Raw genomic sequence first — 19,305 nt, forward strand, 5'->3', positions numbered from 1 at the left:
AAAGCCTAGCGAGTACCGTCAAGGGTCGTGACACATTCCCAGCGCCGAGACAAGCTGAAAGCGCAGATCGGGGCCAGCGGGCTGGACGCGTTGCTGGTCACAGACCTCGTCAACGTGCGGTACCTGTCCGGTTTCTCAGGATCGAACGGCGCGTTGCTGGTGTTTGCCGACGATCGCGAACCCGTGCTGGCCACCGACGGGCGGTACCGCACCCAGGCCGCCGAGCAGGCGCCCGACCTCGAGGTCGCCATCGAGCGGGCGGTCGGGCGTTATCTGGCGGGCCGGGCCGCCGACGCCGCCGTCGGCAAGCTGGGCTTCGAGAGCAACGTGGTCACCGTCGACGGCTTCGACGCGCTGACCGGCGAGATCGAGGAGCATAAGGCGTCGACCGAGCTTGTCAGGGCCGCCGGGACCGTCGAGGGGCTGCGCGAGGTCAAGGACGCGGGGGAGGTCGCGCTGCTGCGCCTGGCCTGCGAGGCGGCCGACGCCGCGCTGACCGACCTGGTGGCGCGCGGCGGGCTGCGGCCGGGCCGGACCGAACGCGAGGTGAGCCGCGAGCTGGAGTCGCTGATGCTCGACCACGGCGCGGACGCGATCTCGTTCGAGACGATCGTGGCCGCCGGGCCGAATTCGGCGATCCCGCACCACCGCCCGACCGACGCGGTGCTGGCCGACGGCGACTTCGTCAAGATCGACTTCGGCGCGCTGGTCGCCGGCTACCACTCCGATATGACCCGCACGTTTGTGCTGGGCAAGGCTGCCGACTGGCAGCTGGAGATCTATCAGCTGGTCGCCGAGGCGCAGCGGGCCGGGCGGGAGGCGCTGAAGCCCGGCGCCAACCTGCGCGAGGTTGACGGCGCGGCGCGCCAGCTGATCGCCGACGCCGGGTACGCCGAGCAGTTCGGACACGGTTTGGGGCACGGGGTGGGCCTGCAGATCCACGAGGCGCCGGGGATCGGCGCCACGTCCGCCGGCACGCTGCTCGCGGGGTCGGTGGTCACCGTGGAGCCCGGCGTCTACCTGCCCGGCCGCGGCGGCGTCCGGATTGAGGACACGCTGGTGGTGGCTGATGGGACGTCGCACACCGCGGGGGAGACCCCGGAGCTGCTGACCCGGTTCCCGAAGGAGCTCGCGATCCTGACCTAGCTGGCGCCGTTGGTACCGTGCGCGCCGAAGATGGCGCCGCCTGTCCCGCCGGCCCCGCCGGTGCCGTGGCTGAGGCCGCTCCCGCCGTTGCCGCCGTTGCCGCCGTTGCCGACCAGGATCGCGTTGCCGCCGGCGCCGCCGGCCCCGCCGCCGAGGCCGCCGCTGCCGTCGCCGCCGCCGCCCCCGTTGCCGAACAGCGCGGCGCCGCCGCCGTTGCCGCCGGCCCCGCCGTTCAGGGCACCTCCGCCGTGACCGCCCACTCCGCCGTTGCCGAACAGGGCGCCGGCCGTACCGCCGTTGCCTCCCCGGCCGCCTACGGGTGCATTGTTCTGGTCGGTCGCCTGGCCACCCCCGCCGCCGGCGCCACCGTCACCCGCGAGGACGCCGCCGTGACCTCCGGCGCCCCCGGCGCCACCGTTGTCTAGGCTCGTGCCGCCAACGCCGCCGCCACCGCCGTTGCCGTAGAAGAAGCCGCCGTTGCCGCCGACACCGCCGCCGCCGCCGGCTTCCAGGCCGCCCACGCCGCCCGCGCCGCCAAGCCCCCCGTTGCCGAACAGACCGGCCGACCCACCGGCGCCGCCGACGCCGGCGGTCATCAGCACGCTCGGACCGCCCCTCCCGCCGGCGCCGCCGGCACCGTAGATGAGGCCGCCGGCCCCGCCGCTCCCGCCGCTTGCGGATCCTCCTCCACCGCCGCCGGCGCCGCCGTTCCCGAACAGCCCGGCGGCCCCGCCGGCGCCGCCGGACACGAAATTGGCGGTGCTGGTGCCGCCGTTGCCGCCGTTGCCCCACAGGATTCCGCCGGCCTGCCCGGGGGTGCCGACGCCGTTCGCATCGGTGAACCCGTTGGCGCCGTTGCCGATCAGCGGGCGTCCCAGCAGTATCTCCGTGGGCGCATTGATCACTCCGAGCACATCCTGCTCGAGGGTCTGCAGCGGGCCGGTATTGGCGGCCTCGGCGCCGGCGTACTGTGCCACCCCGGCGTTCAGCAGCTGGACAAATTGCTGGTGGAACTGGGCGGCCTGGGCGCTCAGCGCCTGGTAGGCCTGCCCGTGTGCCCCGAACAGCGACGCGATGGCCGCCGACACCTCGTCTTCGGCGGCCGCCAGCACGTTGGACGTCTTGGCCGCGGCCGCGGCGTGCGCGGAGCGCAGCGCCGCCTCGATGTTGGCCACATCCGAAGCCGCCGACGATATGTACTCCGGCGCTGCAACGACAAACGACATGCCACCCCACCTATCCGCTCGGGCCTGATGCCGGTGACGCTAGCGATCGCGGCGTCGGCGCGAATCAGGGATTTCCCTATGGTTTTGGCCGGACGCGACGCCCAAAGTTGGCCATTTGTTCAGTTTCTGCGCTCGCACCCGCAGGCTAGGCTCACCGGATGCGAGGGCCGACATGCCATACCTGACCGCGACGCCGGAGGTAATTGCTTCCGCCGCAACGGATTTGGCGGGCATCGGCTCGAACCTGAACGCGGCCCACGTCGCCGCGGCCGCCCCGACCCTCGCGGTGCTGCCCGCGGCCGCCGAAGACGAGGTGTCGGCGGCCATCGCGTCGCTGTTCGGGGCACACGGGCAGGCCTACCAGGCGCTGAGCGCCCAGGCCGCCCAGTTCCACCAGCAATTTGTCCAGCTGCTGAACGCCGGGGTGGCACAGTACGCCGGCGCCGAGGCCGCCAACGCCGCGTCGCTGCCGGCCGCGGAATCGATAACCGGCACCATCTCCGCCCTCTGGGGCGATGTGCAGAATTTCTTCGCCGGCGCCCTCACCACGTTCGAGCAGATGCTCAATCAATTAGCGGGATTTCTGCTTCCGCTGATTCGCCAAGCCATCGCATTCTCGACTGCGTTCTTCTTTGTGTTCGTGCTGCCGACGATCGACATCGCGCTGAATATCTTGGTCGCCCTGTAAGGGACGGGGTCCGCGGGCGCAGGGTGCGGGCCGGCACCGTGGCGCGGGTAATCTGCATGGGGCGAACCGAGAGCGAAGTTCGCCGAGAACCGCCATTCCTTAGGAGACACACCGACCGTGGCAAGTACTGCCGACTTCAAGAACGGACTGGTGCTGGAGATCGACGGCCAGCTATGGCAGATCGTCGAGTTTCAGCACGTCAAACCCGGCAAGGGGCCGGCCTTCGTGCGCACCAAGCTGAAGAACGTGCTGTCCGGAAAGGTGGTCGACAAGACCTACAACGCGGGCGTCAAGGTGGAGACAGCCACCGTCGACCGCCGCGACGCGACGTACCTGTACCACGACGGCTCGGACTTCGTATTCATGGACAGCCAGGACTACGAGCAGCACCCGCTGCCCGAGTCGCTGGTCGGCGACGCGTCGCGCTTCCTGCTGGAGGGTCTGCCCGTGCAGATCGCGTTCCACAACGGGGCGCCGCTCTACATCGAGCTGCCGGTGTCGGTCGAGCTCGAGGTCACCCACACCGAACCGGGCCTGCAGGGCGACCGGTCCAGCGCCGGCACCAAGCCGGCCACGCTGGAGACCGGCGCGGAGATCCAGGTGCCGCTGTTCATCAACACCGGGGACAAGCTGAAGGTGGACTCGCGCGACGGTAGCTACCTGGGGCGCGTCAACGCGTGAGCGGGCCGCATGGCTGCTAAGGGACGCCATCTGGCGCGCAAGCGCGCCGTCGACCTGTTGTTCGAGGCCGAGGCCCGGGACATGACCCCGGCTGAAGTGGTCGACGTCCGGACCGCGCTGGCCGGCGCGAACCCGGACGTGTCGCCGCTGTACCCATACACCGCCGCGGCGGCCAGGGGCGTCGGCGAGCACCTCGCCCACATCGACGACCTGATCAGCTCGCACCTGCAGGGCTGGACGCTGGACCGGCTGCCCGCGGTCGACCGGGCCATCCTGCGGGTCGCGGTGTGGGAGCTGCTCTACGCCGACGACGTCCCCGAGCCCGTCGCCGTCGACGAGGCCGTGCAACTGGCCAAGGAGCTGTCCACCGACGAGTCGCCGGGCTTCGTCAACGGGGTGCTCGGCCAGGTCATGCTGGTCACCCCGCAGATCCGCGCCGCCGCCAAGGCGGTCCGCGAAGAACAATGACCCGGCTTGAGCTGCGCGTCGCCGTCGCCGCCTTCCTGGCCGCGACGGTGGTGCTGGGCGCCGTGGTGTGCGCCGCCTACGGGTGGAGCATCGTCGCGTCGGCGCTCGCGATCTACGCGCTGGGCGTCGGCGCCTGGCTCTACCACTCGATCGAGCGCCTGATCGTGGCCCGCCGCATCAGCACGGTCCGGTCGGCCGCCCGGCCGCTGCAGCCGCTGCTGCCGGTGATGGCCGCCATCATGGGCCTGACGCAGGCCGTGGTGCGCTCGCTCACCGACGTCACCGAACTGCCCGCGCGCAGCCGGGAGCTGCCCGTGCTGCGGTGGATGGACTCCAGGGCGAACCGGCGGATCGTGGATAGCGACGACGAACTGGACGGCTGAACCGGGGAGCGGCTCGTGATCACTTTGGACCGCTTGGTCAACGTGCTGGGGGGTTACGGGGTCAGGTTGCGATGGTCTTCGGTGCCCAGGTCGACAGAACTGCGCAGCGTGGTGATTCACGAGTCGACCGCCGAGCGTCCGCCCGTGGGCGACGTGTTGCTGGCGATCGGGGCCGGCTCCCCGCAGGAAGCCGTTGACTGGGCCGCGTCCGCCCGCGCGGTGGTGCTGTTGACGCGCGGCGACGAGGCGCCGACGCCGTCCGACGGCGGTGCCGAGCCCGGCGCGGTGATGGTGCTCGACCCGTCGGTGTCGTGGAGCGAGGTCGCCGCGGTGGTCTACGGGCTGGTGCTGGAGGGCCGCGAAACCGAATCCGGGCGCGGGCCAACGGATTTGTTCGCGCTGGCCGACAGTCTGGCCGAGTCGACCGGCGGTGCCGTGACGATCGAGGACGGGCGGTTGCGGCTGCTGGCGTATTCGCGGCCGCAGCAGCACGCCGACCCGGCGCGCGTCGAGACCATCCTGGGCCGTCAGACCCCCGAGCGCCTGCGGGCGTTCTTCGAGGCGCGGGGTGTGTTCGCGCACCTGGCCGCGTCCGACGACCCGGTGTTCGTCGGCGCCGACGCGGAACACGGCCTGACCGGGCGCATGGTGGTCGCGGCGCGTTCCGGGCGGGAGCTGCTGGGTTCGGTGTGGGTGGCCTGCCCGGCCCCGTTGGACGGCGCCGAGCGGGACGCGCTGACGGACGGCGCCCACACGGTGGCCCTGCATCTGCTGCGCTCCCGAGCCAGCGCGGACCTGGAGCGCCAGGTCGAATCCGAGCTGGTGATTCGGTTGTTGGAGGGCACCATCGAGGCCGCGACGCTGGCCAGCCGACTGGGCCTGTCGCGCGGACCGCTGCGCGTGATCGCGCTGCAGGCGGTTGTCGACGGCGAACGCGACGCCGCGCTGCTGTTGGCGTTCGAGCGCGCCACTGCCGGGTTCGGCTGGTCACGGCCCGGCCGCAGCGCGCTGGCCGGAAACACCGTCTACACCCTCCTTCCCGGCGAACGGGCGGACGCGGCGCGGCGCTGGGTCAGCGACCTCACGGCGGCCATGCCCGAAGCCGTGGGCGTCACGGCCGGCATCAGTGGGCCGGCCGACGTGGCGGTCCTGGCCGCCGCGCGCCGGGAGGCCGACGAGTGCCTGGCGCTGCACGAATCGCGCGGCGGGGTGCCGCCGGCGTACGACGAGGCGTGGGACGAGATCCTGCTGCAGCGGCTGCGCACCGCGGCGCGAGCCGGTCGGTTGCCGGACCGTGGTCCGGTCGCCGATCTGCGTCGCCACGACCGGGCCAACGCGACGGACTATGTCGCCACGCTTCGGGCCTGGTTGGAGGCCCAGGGTGACCCGGTGCGCGCGGGTGAGCGGCTGGGGGTGCACGAGAACACCGTCCGATACCGACTGCGCAAGATGGCCGAGATCACCAACCTGCCGCTGGACGACGCCAAGAAGCGGTTGGCCATGACGATCGAGTTGGCCGCCACCGACACGGACTGAGGAGTCGCCGCACTGTCGGAACGCGACAATGCGCGCCGGCCTTGTTGTCCGGCCAGTGCAAAGCCTTTGGCCGCCACCGACCGCACCATGGAGTTGTCAACCAATGCCCCGGTTTTGAGGTGACCGTCCCATGACTACTCCGCGCCCCGACGAGATGGAAACGCTCGGGGTTCCCGCGCGCGTGCCGCCGCTGCTCGCGCGGCTGCTCGGCCTGAATCCGTTGGTGCGCACCGCCGACCGCGTCGAAGCGTTGCTTCTGGTGTTCGCGTTCGTGGTGTCGATCGTCGCCCTGCCCGTCGCCGCGGCCGTCGGGACCGCGGTCCACGACTCCCGCAGCCGCGTCTACGCCGCGCAGGCGCAGACCCACCAGAAGGTCACCGCGACCGTCACCGGGAACAGCGACGCCGACCGGAAGCTCTCCAGCGCGAGGGTCGCCGCGCCGGCGCGCTGGGTCGTCGAGGGGACCGAACGCACCGGCCTGGTCGTCGTCGAGCGGAACGCCAAACCCGGTGACCGCGTGGATATTTGGGTCGACGAGCAAGGTATGCCGGTCGGCAAGCCGGTGTTTTCCGCAGTGGACGAGGCCGTGGCGACCGGGACGGCCATCTGGTTCGGCGTCGTCATCGGGGCGGCGGTGCTGTTCGGGATGGCGCGCATCCTCATTGACCGCAAGCGCCACGCCGGCTGGCAGCGCGACTTCGACCGCATGGTCGGCGAGCGCACCGCCGAATAGCCCACGCACTACCCACTTCTCAGACCTGCCCCCCGCGGGCGCCGAGTCGTCAGGGGCGGTTGCCCCGCCGCGGCCCGTCCCTGACGACAACTACCTGGAAATGAAGGAGATCGATGAAAATGCGCGACCAACAAGGAATTTGCCTGACCCGACAGGAGTACGGCCGGCTGCTGAGCGAGCTCACGGCGCTGCGCTCGCGGCGCAGTATCGAAGTGCCGGACGACTTCATGGATTACGACGCCAACCGGATCGCCCGCTACTCGGCGCGCCGGGCCCGCATCCGTGCGATCGAGGACCTGTTGGCGCGCGCAATCGTGGCGGACGACACCGCCGGGAACACCGCCGAGCCGGGCATGACCGTCACCATCCGCTACGAGGACAGCGGCGAGACGGAAACGTTTCGACTGGGCCGGTACGGCGCCAAAGACGGCGACACCAAGGTGTACTCGACGCTGTCGCCGCTGGGCCGCGCGATCGCCGGAGCCCGTCCGGGGGAACGGCGGGTCTACTCGATTCCCGACGGCGCCAACCTGATCGTGACGCTGATCAGCGCGGAGCCCGACGTCGCCGTGGTCGCATGATCTTCGAACTGGTCGACCCGGTGGCCACGCTGTTCCTTTTGGTCGCGGCGGTCTGGCTCGTCGCGGCCGTCGGGTACGGCAAAACGGACCGCCGATAATCATTCCGCCCGCGGCAAAGCCGGGCCACAATGGCCAGATGGATCGAAACAGCGCCCGCCCGCGGCGACTTCGCGTGTCCGCGCTCGCGGCGGTCGCCAACCCGTCGTACACGCGTGTCGACACCTGGAACCTGCTCGACGACGCCTGCCGTCACCTGCGCGACGTCGACCTCGCCGGCCTGGACAAGACGCACGACATCGCCCGGGTGAAGCGCCTCATGGACCGCATCGCCGCCTACGAGCGGTACTGGCTGTACCCCGGCGCCGCCAACCTCGCGACGTTTCGCGCCCACCTGGAGGGCCTTTCGACGGTGCGCCTCAGCGAGGAGGTGTCGCTGGCGGTGCGGCTGCTGAGCGAATACGGCGACCGCGCCGGGCTCTTCGATACCACCGCGTCGCTGGCCGAGCAGGAGCTGGTCGCCCAGGCCAAACAGCAGCAGTTCTACACCGTGCTGCTCGCCGACGACGCCCCGTCGACGGCCCCCGACAGCCTGGCCGAGTGCCTGCGGGCGCTGCGCAACACGTCCGACGACGTGCAGTACGAGCTGCTCGTCGTGAGCAGCATCGAGGACGCCATCACCGCCGTCGCGCTGAACGGCGAGATCCAGGCGGCGATCATCCGCCACGACCTACCGCTGCGCTCCCACGACCGGGTGCCGCTGATGAACACGCTGCTGGGCGCCGTCGACGACGACGACGCGCTGACGACGGACACGCAGGACTGGGTCGAATGCGCCGAGTGGATGCGCGAGCTCCGCCCGCACATCGACCTGTACCTGCTCACCGACGAGTCGATCGCCGCGGAGACCGAGGACGAACCCGACGTCTACGACCGAACGTTCTACCGGCTCAACGACGTCACCGACCTGAACAGCACCGTGCTCGCGGGCCTGCGAAACCGTTTCGCCACACCGTTTTTCGACGCCCTGTGCGCCTACGCGGGCGCCCCGGTGGGCCAGTTCCATGCGCTGCCCGTTGCGCGGGGCGCCAGCATCTTCAACTCAAAGTCCCTGCAGGACATGGGGGAGTTCTACGGCCGCAATATCTTCATGGCCGAGACCTCGAGCACCTCAGGGGGATTGGACTCGCTGCTGGACCCGCACGGCAACATCAAGAAGGCGATGGACAAGGCCGCGGTGACCTGGAACGCCAACCACACCTACTTCGTCACCAACGGGACGTCGACCGCCAACAAGATCGTCGTGCAGGCGCTGACCCGACCGGGCGACATCGTTCTCATCGACCGCAACTGCCACAAGTCGCACCACTACGGCCTGGTGCTGGCCGGGGCCTACCCGCTGTACCTGGACGCCTACCCGCTGCCCGAATACGCGATCTACGGGGCCGTGTCGCTGCACACGATCAAAAAGGCGCTGCTGGACCTGGAGGCGGCCGGCCAGCTGGACCGGGTGCGCATGCTGCTGCTCACCAACTGCACGTTCGACGGCGTCGTGTACAACCCGCGCCGGGTGATGGAGGAGGTGCTGGCGATCAAGCCGGACATCTGCTTCTTGTGGGACGAGGCGTGGTACGCGTTCGCCACCGCGGTGCCGTGGGCGCGCCAGCGCACCGCGATGGTGTCCGCGGAACGCCTCGAGCAGATGCTGGTGTCGCCGGAATACGCTGCGGAATACCGGGATTGGGCCGCATCCATGGAAGGCGTGGACCGCTCCGAGTGGGTCGATCGCCGGCTGCTGCCCGACCCCGCCCGCGCGCGGGTCCGCGTCTACGCGACGCACTCCACGCACAAGTCGCTCTCGGCGTTCCGGCAGGCGTCGATGGTCCACGTCCGCGACCAGGACTTCAAGGCGCTCACCCGCGACGCGTTCGTCGAGGCGTTCTTGACGCACACCTCGACGTCGCCGAATCAGCAGCTGCTGGCGTCGCTGGACCTGGCCCGCCGGCAGGTCGACATCGAGGGCTTCGAGCTGGTCCGCAACGTCTACAACATGGCGCTGGTCTTTCGGCACCGCGTCCGCAAGGACCGGCTGATCGGCAAGTGGTTCCGCATCCTGGACGAATCCGACCTGGTGCCCGACGAGTTCCGCACGTCGTCCGTCAGCTCCTACCGCGAGGTTCGCCAGGGCGCCCTGGCCGAGTGGAACGAGGCGTGGCGGTCGGACCAGTTCGTGCTGGACGCGACGCGGGTGACCCTGTTCATCGGCAAGACCGGCATGAACGGCTACGACTTCCGCGAGAAGATCCTGATGGAGCGGTTCGGAATTCAGATCAACAAGACGTCCATCAACAGCGTGCTGCTGATCTTCACCATCGGGGTCACCTGGTCGAGCGTGCACTACCTGCTCGACGTGCTGCGGCGCATCGCGACCGACTTCGAGCGCAGCCAGAGCATCGGTGGCAAGGACGACCGCGCCCTGCAGCAGCGCCGGGTCGAGGAGATCACCGAGGACCTGCCGCACCTCCCGGATTTCAGCGAGTTCGACATGGCGTTCCGCCCCGTCGACGCCTGCATGTTCGGCGACATGCGGTCGGCCTTCTACGCCGGATACGAGGAGTCGGACCGCGAGCACGTGCTGATCGGCATGGCGGGTCGGCGGCTCGCGGAGGGCCGGACGCTGGTGTCCACCACGTTCGTGGTGCCCTACCCGCCGGGTTTCCCGGTGCTGGTCCCGGGCCAGGTGGTCTCCAAGGAGATCGTCTATTTCCTGGCGCAGCTCGACGTCAAGGAGATCCACGGCTACAACCCCGACCTGGGGTTGTCGGTCTTCACCGACGCCGCGCTGGCGCGCATGGAGGCCCAGCGCAGCGCGGCGACGGCCGCGGTCGGTTCGGCGTACCCGGCGTTCGAGCTGCCGGCCGACGCGTCGGCGCGCAACGGCGACAGCGTTACGCGTGGCTCGGGTGGCGTCCCGGACGCTGCGGCAACACGATGACCAACGCGACGACGATCGCCGCGATCACCGCCGACGCCAGGGGGCGGCTCAGCGCGAGGCCGCCGTCCGCGACCGGCTTGTCGATGAAGTCGCCGACAGTGGCGCCCAGCGGCCTGGTGAGGATGAAGGCCACCCAGAACAGGGCGACGCGCGAAATGCCGGTCCAGTAGTACAGGGCCACGACCACGAGCAGCGCCGCGCCGAACACCAGCGCGCCGCGTTCATAGCCGAATCCGCGGGTGTCGGCGAGCCAATCGCCGAGCGCGGTGCCGAGCGTCTGCGAGAACGTGATGGTGGCCCAGTAGAACGCCTCGACCTTCGGCGTCGAAACGGTGCTCACCGACACCGTGCCCTGCGTCCAGCGCCAGAGCCCCAGGGTCGCCACGAGGAGACCCAAAAGCAGCAGCGATCCGCCCGTGTAGCCGATCCCCAGTTGTCGGTCGGCGAAATCGGCCAGCGTCGTCCCGAACGTCGTCGAGGCCACGATGGTGGCCCAGTACAGGCTCGCGTGGAATTGCTTGGCGAAGATCTGCGCGGCGACCAGCACGACGAGCGCGACCCCGAACAGGGTGACCCCCGCGGCGTAGCCCCAATTCAGCGTCATCGTGACGGTGTCGCCGCCCGTCTCGCCCAGCGTCGTCGCCAGGATCTTGATCACCCAGAAGCCCAGGGTGACCGCCGGCACCTTGGTCAGTGCGTGTTTGGCAGCGTCATCAGTCACGGGGTCGATCCTCCCACGGAACCCGGGCGGAGAAACAATGCTAGATGCCAGGTATGAATTACCTTAATTTTCAATAAGTTTGGGCCGCCTCGACGCCCGGTGCCCACCGAATGCTGTGGCAACATTGTTGAATGGGTGCGCGGTGGTCGATCATGGCCGTCTCGTTGGGGGTGACGGCGACGTCCTTCCTTTTCATCAACGGCGTGGCGTTCCTGATTCCCTCGCTCGAGTCGCGCCGCGGCATGTCGCTGCCCACGGCCGTCCTGCTGTCGTCGATGCCCAGCTGGGGCATGGTGGTCACGCTGGTCTTCTGGGGATACGTGCTGGACCGGGTCGGCGAGCGCACCGTGCTCACGGCGGGCTCGGTGCTGACGGCGGCCGCGGCCTACGCCGCCGCGTCGGCCCATTCGGTGCTCATGATCGGTGTGTTCCTGTTCATCGGCGGGATGGCCGCGGCGAGTTGCAACACCGCCGGCGGCCGGCTGGTGTCGGCCTGGTTCCCGCCGCGGCAGCGAGGCCTGGCGATGGGCATCCGCCAAACCGCGCAACCGTTGGGAATTGCCTTGGGGGCGTTGGTGATACCGGAGCTGTCCGAAAGCGGCCCGCACCGGGGACTGATGTTCCTCGCGGTGATGTGCACGATCGCGGCGGTGGCCAGCGCGATCGGAATCGCCGATCCGCCAAGGAAACCCCGCGCGGCGGCGGCCGTGGAGGACCTCGCCAGCCCCTATCTCGGCTCGTTCGTGCTGTGGCGGATCCACGCGGCGGCCGGGCTGCTGATGATCCCGCAGACGGTGACCGTGACGTTCATGCTGGTGTGGCTGATGGACCGCCACGGCTGGTCGGTGGCGGCCGCGGGCGGCCTGGTCACCCTCACCCAGGTGCTGGGCGCCGCGGGCCGAATTGCGGTGGGCCGCTGGTCGGATCGCGTCGGCTCGCGGATGCGCCCGGTCCGCGCGATCGCCATTGCCGCCGCGGTGGCCCTGTTCGTGCTCGCCCTCACCGACGGCACGGGTTCGGGGTACGCCGTGCTGATGATGGTCGCCGTCTCGGTGCTCGCGGTCCTGGACAACGGGTTGGAGGCCACCGCGATCACGGAGTTCGCCGGGCCGTTCTGGAGCGGACGCGCTCTGGGCCTGCAGAACACCACGCAGCGGCTGATGGCCGCGGGCGGGCCGCCGCTGTTCGGCGCGGTGATCGCGGCGGCCGAATACCCGGCGGCCTGGGCGCTGTGCGGGTTGTTCCCGCTGGCGGCGGCGGCGCTGGTGCCCACCGGGTTGGTGCCGCCCGGCCTGGACAACCGGCCGCCGCCACCGCCGGAGCGAGAACTGGCCGGCGCTTCGCGAGCGTAATTTTTGCTCACCGGGATCGCAAAGACGCTGCCGTGCGTCAGGTGGCGCAATAGGGCGGTGGGGGCGGCTTTTGGCTGGTCGCCGCCGAATCTCGCCCGGCGCAATGCCTCGATGCGGTCCCGGGGTCCGCATTTCGCGGCCCCGGGCGGCCCGCCGGGCCGCGTTAGCGTGACGGCGTGGCGCAACCAGTACCGATTCGCGGACCCCTCGATGGCTCCCGATCCGACCGTGCCCGCCGGGTGGCCGACGTGTTGCGCCAGCAGATCCACGCCGGCGCGTACCCCGACGCGCTGCCGGCCGAGCACGAGCTGGCGGCCGAATTCGCCGTGTCGCGCAACACCGTTCGCGAGGCGCTGGCGGTCCTGAAAAACGAGGGACTGATCGACCGCGGGCCCAAGGTCGGCACCCACGTCGCCCAGCGCAAGTACGCCCACGGCCTGGACGCGCTGCTGGGGCTCAAGGAGACGTTCAAACACCTCGGCGAGGTGCGCAACGAGGTGCGCGCCGCCATGCCGGTGACCGCCCCGCCGTCGGTGGCCCGCCGGCTCGGGCTGGAGCCGGGCGAGCAGGCCGTGTTCGTCGAGCGGCTGCGATACCTCGGCGACCTGCCGCTCAGCCTCGACCTGACCTACCTGGCCCCGGACATCGGCACCCGGATCCTGGACTATCCGCTGGAGACCAACGACATCTTCGCGCTCATCGAGGAGGTGAGCGGGCAGCGGCTCGGCTCGGCGTCGCTGGCGCTGGAGGCCATCCCCGCCGACGCGCACTCCGCGGCCACGCTGCAGGTGCCCGACGGGGCGGCGCTGCTCATGCTGGAGCGGCTCACCAGCCTCGACGACGGCAGACCCGTCGACCTGGAGTACATCCGGATGCGCGGCGATCGAATCACCATGCAGGGCAGTCTGATTAGGAGCAAGCCATGACGCTGGTCAACAACCGCGCCGACGTGCCCGTCACGATCGACGAGTCGCTGTGCATCGACGGCTGCACGCTGTGCGTCGAGGTCTGCCCGCTCGACGCGCTGGCCATCGACCCCGACACCGGCAAGGCCTACATGCATGTCGACGAATGCTGGTACTGCGGCCCCTGCGCGGCCCGCTGCCCCACCGGCGCCGTCACCGTCAACATGCCCTACCTCTTACGCTGATGAAACGCCAAGCCGGACGGCTGATCTCGATCGCGGCCGTCGTCGTCGCCGTCGTTTCCGGCTGCTCGCTGGAATCGTTCTCGCAGTCCTCGGGCGTGGTCAACGTCGTGGTGGGATACCAGTCCAAGACCATCAACACCGTCACCGCGGGCACGCTGCTGCGCGCGCAGGGCTACCTGGAGCACCGGCTCGCCGACATCACCACCCGCACCGGGACCCGATACGCGGTGCGCTGGCAGGACTACGACACCGGCGCGCCGATCACCGCGCAGATGCTCGCCGAGAAGATCGACATCGGCTCCATGGGTGACTATCCGATGCTGATCAACGGCTCCAAGACGCAGGCCAACCCGCTGGCCCGCACCGAGATGGTGTCGGTCACCGGCTACAACCCGCGCGGCGCGCTGAATATGGTTGTGGTGGGGCCGGATTCGCCGGCCACCGCGCTGGGCGACCTGGCGGGCACCAAGGTCTCGGCCAGCGTGGGCTCGGCGGGCCACGGCACGCTGGTGCGCGCCCTGGCCAAGGCCGGCGTCGGCGGCGTGGAGGTGCTCAACCAGCAGCCGCAGATCGGTGCGTCCGCGTTGGAATCCGGTCAGGTGCAGGCGCTGTCGCAGTTCGTCGCGTGGCCCGGGCTGCTGGTCTACCAGGGCAAGGCCAAGCTGCTCTACGACGGCGCCGAGCTGAACCTGCCCACCCTGCACGGCGTGGTGGTGCGGCGCTCCTACGCGTCGGCGCACCCGGAGGTGCTGGCGGCATTTCTGCAGGCGCAACTGGACGCGACCGACTTCCTCAACCAAAAGCCGCTGGAGGCCGCGCGCATCGTCGCGCAGGGGAGCGGGCTGCCGCAGGAGGTGGTGTACCTCTACAACGGCCCCGGCGGCACCTCGTTCGACACCACGCTGAAACCGTCGCTGGTCGACGCGCTGAAAAGCGATGTGCCGTACCTGAAGTCGATCGGTGACTTCGCCGACCTCGACGTGGGCAAGTTCGTCGTGGACACACCGCTGCGCGCGGTGTTCGCCGCCCGCGGGCTCGACTACGACGCGACGCGGGCGCGTGCGGTCAACCCGTCGGTCGACGCCGGCGACCCCGCGCTCGCCAGCGAGCTGTGGCTGGACGGCTCCGATACGACCCAAACCATCGCCAATCCCACCGCCTTGCTGCAGGCGATCAGGGATGCCGCCGCCCGCGGCGCGAAGGTCCGCGCCGCCTACGTGCCCGACGCGGAGCTGGGAACGCGGTGGTTCGCCGACAAGGCGGTCTGGGTGCGCGACGGCCAGGCCTTCCTGCCCTTCGGCACCGTCGCCGGGGCCCGTCGCTACACCGCTGCCCATCCCGGCAGTGTCGCCGTGAATTACCAACAAGCACTGGGAGGTTCGGTATGACCGCGACGGCGATTGATCAAGCCATTGCGCCGCCCGTCGTCGGCACGCCGCGACGAGTCGCGTCGCCGTGGCCCTCGTGGCTGGTGCGGGTGGCGTCGGTGGCCGCCGCCATCGGGCTGTGGCAGCTGCTCACCGCCGTCAAGGTGCGGGCGGTGCTGCGATTCGACACCCTGCCGACGGTCACCCAGATCGTGACCGCGCTGCACCGCCGGCTGGGCGCCTACGAGTACTGGCTCGACCTGGCGCAGTCGTTGCTGCGGATCCTCACCGGCTTCGGGCTGGCCGCCGTGATCGGGGTGGCGACCGGGGTGCTGCTTGGCCGGTCGCGGCTGTTCGCCGACGTCTTCGGCCCGCTGACGGAGCTGGCCAGGCCGATCCCGGCCATCGCGCTGGTGCCGGTGGCGATCCTGCTGTTCCCGACCGACGAGGCCGGGATCGTGTTCATCACCTTCCTCGCGGCCTACTTCCCGATCATGGTCAGCACCCGGCACGCGGTGCGGGCATTGCCCACGCTGTGGGAGGACTCGGTGCGCACCCTGGGCGGCGGCCGGTGGGAAGTATTGAGCCAGGTGGTGCTGCCGGGCATCCTGCCGGGCGTGTTCGGCGGGCTCTCGGTCGGCATGGGGGTGGCATGGATCTGCGTGATCTCCGCCGAGATGATCTCCGGCCGGCTCGGCGTCGGCTACCGCACCTGGCAGGACTACACGGTGCTGGCCTACCCGCAGGTGTTCGTCGGCATCATCACCATCGGCGTGCTCGGCTTCGCGACGGCGGCCGCCGTCGAGCTGGTGGGCCGCCGGGTGACGCGGTGGCTGCCGCGCGCGCAGGAGGTGGCGCGATGACGCTCGGCATGAGCCTCGAACTGGACCGAGTCCGGTTGTCCTACACCGGTACTCCCGTCATCGACCGCTTGAGCCTGGCGGTCCGGCCGGGGGAGATCCTGGTGCTCACCGGGCCGTCGGGCTGCGGCAAGTCGACGGTGCTGCGGGCGCTGGCCGGCCTGCTGGCACCCGACGACGGCCGGGTGCTCACCGACGGCGCCGAGGTCACCACCAGCTCGGGCGACCGCGGCATGGTCTTCCAGGACAACGCGCTGCTGCCGTGGCGCACCGTGCGGTCCAACATCGAGCTGGCGCTGCGGCTGCGCGGCGAACCCCGCGCCACCCGCCGCGCGGCGGCTGAGCGCTGGATTGAGGAGCTCGGGCTCACCGGCTTCGGCAACTACCTGCCCAAGAGCCTGTCCGGCGGGATGCGCCAGCGCGTCCAGCTGGCCCGCGGCCTGGCCGGGGCGCCGCGCGCGGTGATGATGGACGAGCCGTTCGGGGCGCTGGACACCCAGACCCGCGCCGCCATGCAGCGCCTGCTCATCGACACCTGGCGCACCCATCCGACCACGATCGTCTTCGTCACCCACGACGTCGACGAGGCGCTGACGCTGGGGGACCGCATCGTCGTGCTGGGCCGCGCCGGCGAGCCGGTGCGCGCGGTGCTCGACGTGCCCGATCCGCGCGTCGACCGGGCGCGTCCGGAACTGCGCGCCGAAATCATTGCCGCGCTGGATAATTCGGTGCCGGCATGATGGACATGCCCGACCTGACCCCGCTCCGCCTCGACTGCGACGTGCTGGTCATCGGCGGTGGCACCGCCGGCACCATGGCGGCCCTGTCCGCCGCCGAGCACGGCGCGCAGGTGCTGTTGCTGGAGAAGGCCCACGTGCGGCACTCCGGCGCGCTGGCCATGGGCATGGACGGCGTCAACAACGCCGTCATCCCCGGCAAGGCCGAACCCGAGGATTACGTCGCGGAGATCACCCGCGCCAACGACGGAATCGTCAACCAGCGCACCATCTACCAGACCGCCTCCCGCGGTTTCGCGATGGTGCAGCGGCTGGAGCGCTACGGGGTGAAGTTCGAGAAGGACGAGCACGGCGAGTACGCGGTGCGCCGGGTGCACCGCTCCGGTTCCTACGTGCTGCCCATGCCGGAGGGCAAGGACGTCAAGAAGGCGCTCTACCGGGTGCTGCGGCAAAAGTCCATGCGCGAGCGGATCCGCATCGAGAACCGGCTGATGCCGGTGCGGGTGCTGACGTCCGGTGGGCGGGCGGTGGGCGCGGCCGCATTCAACACGCGCACCGGCGAATTCGTCGCCGTCGGCGCCAAGGCGGTCATCCTGGCCACCGGGGCGTGCGGGCGCCTCGGCCTGCCCGCGTCGGGCTACCTGTATGGCACGTACGAGAACCCGACCAACGCCGGCGACGGGTACGCGATGGCCTACCACGCCGGCGCGGAGCTGTCGGGAATCGAGTGTTTCCAGGTCAATCCGCTGATCAAGGACTACAACGGGCCGGCCTGCGCGTACGTGGCCAACCCGTTCGGCGGCTACCAGGTCAACGCCCTCGGTGAGCGGTTCGTCGACTCCGACTACTGGTCGGGGCAGATGATGGCCGAGGTGAAAAGCGAGATCGACTCCGCCCGGGGGCCGATCTACCTCAAGGTGTCGCACCTGCCCGACGAGACGCTGACGGCGCTGGAGAACATCCTGCACACCACCGAACGCCCGACCCGCGGCACCTTCCACGCCAATCGCGGCCACAACTACCGCACCCACGACGTGGAGATGCACATCTCCGAGATCGGCCTGTGCGGCGGCCATTCCGCCTCCGGGGTGTGGGTCGACGAGCACGCCCGCACCACGGTGCCGGGCCTCTACGCCGCGGGGGACCTGGCCTGCGTCCCGCACAACTACATGATCGGAGCGTTCGTCTTCGGCGACCTCGCCGGCACCGACGCCGCCGCGTCGCTGCCCGATGTCGTTGCCCCACAAACGCTCCCGGAGGACCAGCTGCGCGCCGCCCACGAGCTGATCTATCGGCCGCTTCGGCACCCGGACGGGCCGCCGCAGCCGCAGGTCGAATACAAGCTGCGCCGCTTCGTCAACGACTATGTGGCGCCGCCGAAGACGGCGGCCAAGCTGTCCATCGCGGTGCGCACCTTCGAGCGGATGCGCGACGAGATCGCCGAGATGGGCGCCCGCGACCCGCACGAGCTGATGCGCGCCGTCGAGGTGTCGTTCATCCGCGACTGCGCGGAGATGGCCGCCCGCTCCTCGCTCACCCGCACCGAATCCCGCTGGGGCCTCTACCACGACCGCGCCGACCTGCCCGGCCGCGACGACAACCAATGGGGCTATCACCTGAACCTGCGCAAGGGCGCCGACGGCGAGATGGCCTTCCTCAAGCGGCCCGTCGCGCCGTACTTCGTGCCCGTCCCGGAGCTGGACGGTCTACCGCCGGCGGACCAGAGCGTGCGCGAGGTGGAGCAGCCGCCGCTGTTCGGCGGCCAGGCCCCGGCCACCGTCGCGTCCCGGATCGCCTCGCCCGCAATGGCGTTCGAGCCGCCGTCGCCGCGCATCGCCGAGGTCCTCGCGCTGGAGGAGCCGACGGTCGCCGAGTTGGCGCCGTACCTGGCCGACGCCGATGCCGGGGTGCGCCGGACCGCGGTGGCCACGCTGACCGAGCACATCCCCGACGCGTACGCGCCAGCCCTGTTCGCGGCGCTCGACGACGCCGACGCCGCGGTGCGCCGCACCGGCGCCGAGGGCGTCCGGGAGCTGGTGGAGGTGCTGCCCGACCCGTCCGGCGCCGAACCTCATCTGGCGTCCCGGGATTCGGTGGTGCGCGCGGCCGCCGTCTACCTGCTGGCCGCGCGCCGGGCCGGCAATGCCGCCCAATACCGCGGCGCCCTGGACGATCCCGACCACCGGGTGCGCATCGAGGCGGTGCGGGCGCTGGTGTCGGTCGACGACGTGGCCGGTGTCGTCGCGGCCACCGGGGACGAGAGCCGGGAGGTCCGCATCGCGGCGGCCGGCGGCCTGGCGACGCTGCGCGACGGCGCGCAGGCGGTGAGCGCGCTGGTCGCCGATCCCGACCCGCTGGTGCGCGCGGCCGCGCTCGCCGCCCTCGGCGAATTGGGCTGCGCGGAAGCCGATCTGGGCGCCGTCGAAAAGGCATTGCGGGCACCGGCGTGGCAGGTGCGCGAGGGCGCGGCGCGGGCACTAAAGGGTGCGCCCGCCGCGGTGGCGGTGCCGCTGCTGGCCGAGGCGCTCACCGACGCGCACCTCGACGTGCGCAAGGCGGCGGTGCTGAGCCTGACCCGCTGGGCCGTCGAACCCCCCGCCCGCGACGCGCTGACCATCGCGCTCAAGGACGGTGACGCCGACGTGCGCGCCTACGCGCGGCGGGCGTTGGAACAGGACGGGTAG

The 19,305-nt window shown here is 70.6% G+C and carries 17 protein-coding genes and 1 pseudogene; 16 read left to right on the top strand and 2 right to left on the bottom strand.

The features are described from left to right. Positions 1-27 precede the first annotated feature (27 nt). Positions 28-1,146, top strand: a complete 1,119-nt coding sequence (locus A9X00_RS08930; protein ID WP_067152079.1) for a Xaa-Pro peptidase family protein — start codon at positions 28-30, stop codon at positions 1,144-1,146. On the opposite strand, the gene A9X00_RS32475 is transcribed toward A9X00_RS08930, so the two are convergent. Then, positions 1,143-2,372, bottom strand: a complete 1,230-nt coding sequence (locus A9X00_RS32475) for a PE family protein (protein ID WP_082974939.1) — start codon at positions 2,370-2,372, stop codon at positions 1,143-1,145. The genes A9X00_RS08930 and A9X00_RS32475 overlap by 4 nt on opposite strands. A 172-nt stretch (positions 2,373-2,544) precedes the next feature. Here A9X00_RS32475 and A9X00_RS32480 point away from each other — a divergent pair. From A9X00_RS32480 to A9X00_RS08975, 8 genes and pseudogenes are all read left to right on the top strand, one after another. Next, positions 2,545-2,886 (top strand): annotated as a pseudogene (locus tag A9X00_RS32480) (PE family protein); the annotation flags it as partial. 291 nt (positions 2,887-3,177) lie between these two features. Beyond that, positions 3,178-3,741 carry an elongation factor P gene (gene efp, locus A9X00_RS08945; protein WP_067152084.1) on the top strand — a complete coding sequence of 188 codons (564 nt, stop codon included), beginning with the start codon at positions 3,178-3,180 and terminating at the stop codon, positions 3,739-3,741. A gap of 9 nt (positions 3,742-3,750) precedes the next feature. Further along, a complete protein-coding gene (nusB, locus tag A9X00_RS08950) occupies positions 3,751-4,209 on the top strand; it encodes a transcription antitermination factor NusB (protein WP_067152085.1) in 459 nt (152 codons plus the stop codon). Then, positions 4,206-4,592 carry an antitermination protein NusB gene (locus A9X00_RS08955; RefSeq protein ID WP_067152086.1) on the top strand — a complete coding sequence of 129 codons (387 nt, stop codon included), beginning with the start codon at positions 4,206-4,208 and terminating at the stop codon, positions 4,590-4,592. Before nusB ends, A9X00_RS08955 begins: the two co-directional genes overlap by 4 nt. Positions 4,593-4,607: 15 nt before the next feature. Next, positions 4,608-6,128 (top strand): CdaR family transcriptional regulator, encoded by a 1,521-nt coding sequence (locus tag A9X00_RS08960; RefSeq protein ID WP_067152087.1) that lies wholly within the window; start codon positions 4,608-4,610, stop codon positions 6,126-6,128. A 130-nt stretch (positions 6,129-6,258) separates the two neighbouring features. After that, complete coding sequence (locus A9X00_RS08965; protein ID WP_067152089.1) at positions 6,259-6,861, top strand: hypothetical protein; 603 nt, start codon at positions 6,259-6,261, stop codon at positions 6,859-6,861. A 119-nt stretch (positions 6,862-6,980) separates the two neighbouring features. Beyond that, entirely contained in the window at positions 6,981-7,442 is a 462-nt protein-coding gene (locus tag A9X00_RS08970) for a GreA/GreB family elongation factor (RefSeq protein WP_067152091.1), read from the top strand. A 136-nt stretch (positions 7,443-7,578) separates the two neighbouring features. After that, positions 7,579-10,434, top strand: coding sequence for an aminotransferase class I/II-fold pyridoxal phosphate-dependent enzyme (locus A9X00_RS08975; protein WP_067152093.1), 2,856 nt, complete (start codon positions 7,579-7,581; stop codon positions 10,432-10,434). Here the strand turns inward: A9X00_RS08975 and A9X00_RS08980 are convergent. Further along, the gene (locus A9X00_RS08980) at positions 10,388-11,155 is read right to left on the bottom strand and encodes a hypothetical protein (RefSeq protein ID WP_067152095.1); all 768 of its coding nucleotides are present in this window, start codon (positions 11,153-11,155) and stop codon (positions 10,388-10,390) included. The two genes, A9X00_RS08975 and A9X00_RS08980, sit on opposite strands and share 47 nt — an antisense overlap. A gap of 152 nt (positions 11,156-11,307) precedes the next feature. On the opposite strand from A9X00_RS08980, the gene A9X00_RS08985 reads away from it, so the two are divergent. From A9X00_RS08985 to A9X00_RS09015, 7 genes are all read left to right on the top strand, one after another. Next, positions 11,308-12,507, top strand: a complete 1,200-nt coding sequence (locus tag A9X00_RS08985) for an MFS transporter (RefSeq protein ID WP_232006719.1) — start codon at positions 11,308-11,310, stop codon at positions 12,505-12,507. 176 nt (positions 12,508-12,683) lie between these two features. Further along, positions 12,684-13,433 (top strand): GntR family transcriptional regulator, encoded by a 750-nt coding sequence (locus tag A9X00_RS08990; RefSeq protein WP_067152099.1) that lies wholly within the window; start codon positions 12,684-12,686, stop codon positions 13,431-13,433. Continuing rightward, positions 13,430-13,657, top strand: coding sequence for a ferredoxin family protein (locus tag A9X00_RS08995; RefSeq protein ID WP_067152101.1), 228 nt, complete (start codon positions 13,430-13,432; stop codon positions 13,655-13,657). Before A9X00_RS08990 ends, A9X00_RS08995 begins: the two co-directional genes overlap by 4 nt. Beyond that, on the top strand, positions 13,657-15,045 hold the full coding sequence (locus tag A9X00_RS09000; protein ID WP_067152104.1) for an ABC transporter substrate-binding protein: 1,389 nt from the start codon (positions 13,657-13,659) through the stop codon (positions 15,043-15,045). Before A9X00_RS08995 ends, A9X00_RS09000 begins: the two co-directional genes overlap by 1 nt. Further along, the gene (locus tag A9X00_RS09005; RefSeq protein WP_067152106.1) at positions 15,042-15,887 is read left to right on the top strand and encodes an ABC transporter permease; all 846 of its coding nucleotides are present in this window, start codon (positions 15,042-15,044) and stop codon (positions 15,885-15,887) included. Before A9X00_RS09000 ends, A9X00_RS09005 begins: the two co-directional genes overlap by 4 nt. Beyond that, complete coding sequence (locus A9X00_RS09010; protein ID WP_067152157.1) at positions 15,884-16,624, top strand: ABC transporter ATP-binding protein; 741 nt, start codon at positions 15,884-15,886, stop codon at positions 16,622-16,624. Before A9X00_RS09005 ends, A9X00_RS09010 begins: the two co-directional genes overlap by 4 nt. Continuing rightward, entirely contained in the window at positions 16,624-19,305 is a 2,682-nt protein-coding gene (locus A9X00_RS09015) for a fumarate reductase/succinate dehydrogenase flavoprotein subunit (RefSeq protein WP_067152108.1), read from the top strand. The genes A9X00_RS09010 and A9X00_RS09015 overlap by 1 nt, the downstream gene beginning before the upstream one ends.

It is taken from the genome of Mycobacterium sp. 1245805.9 (genome assembly GCF_001672915.1).
Taxonomy (GTDB): Bacteria; Actinomycetota; Actinomycetes; order Mycobacteriales; family Mycobacteriaceae; genus Mycobacterium.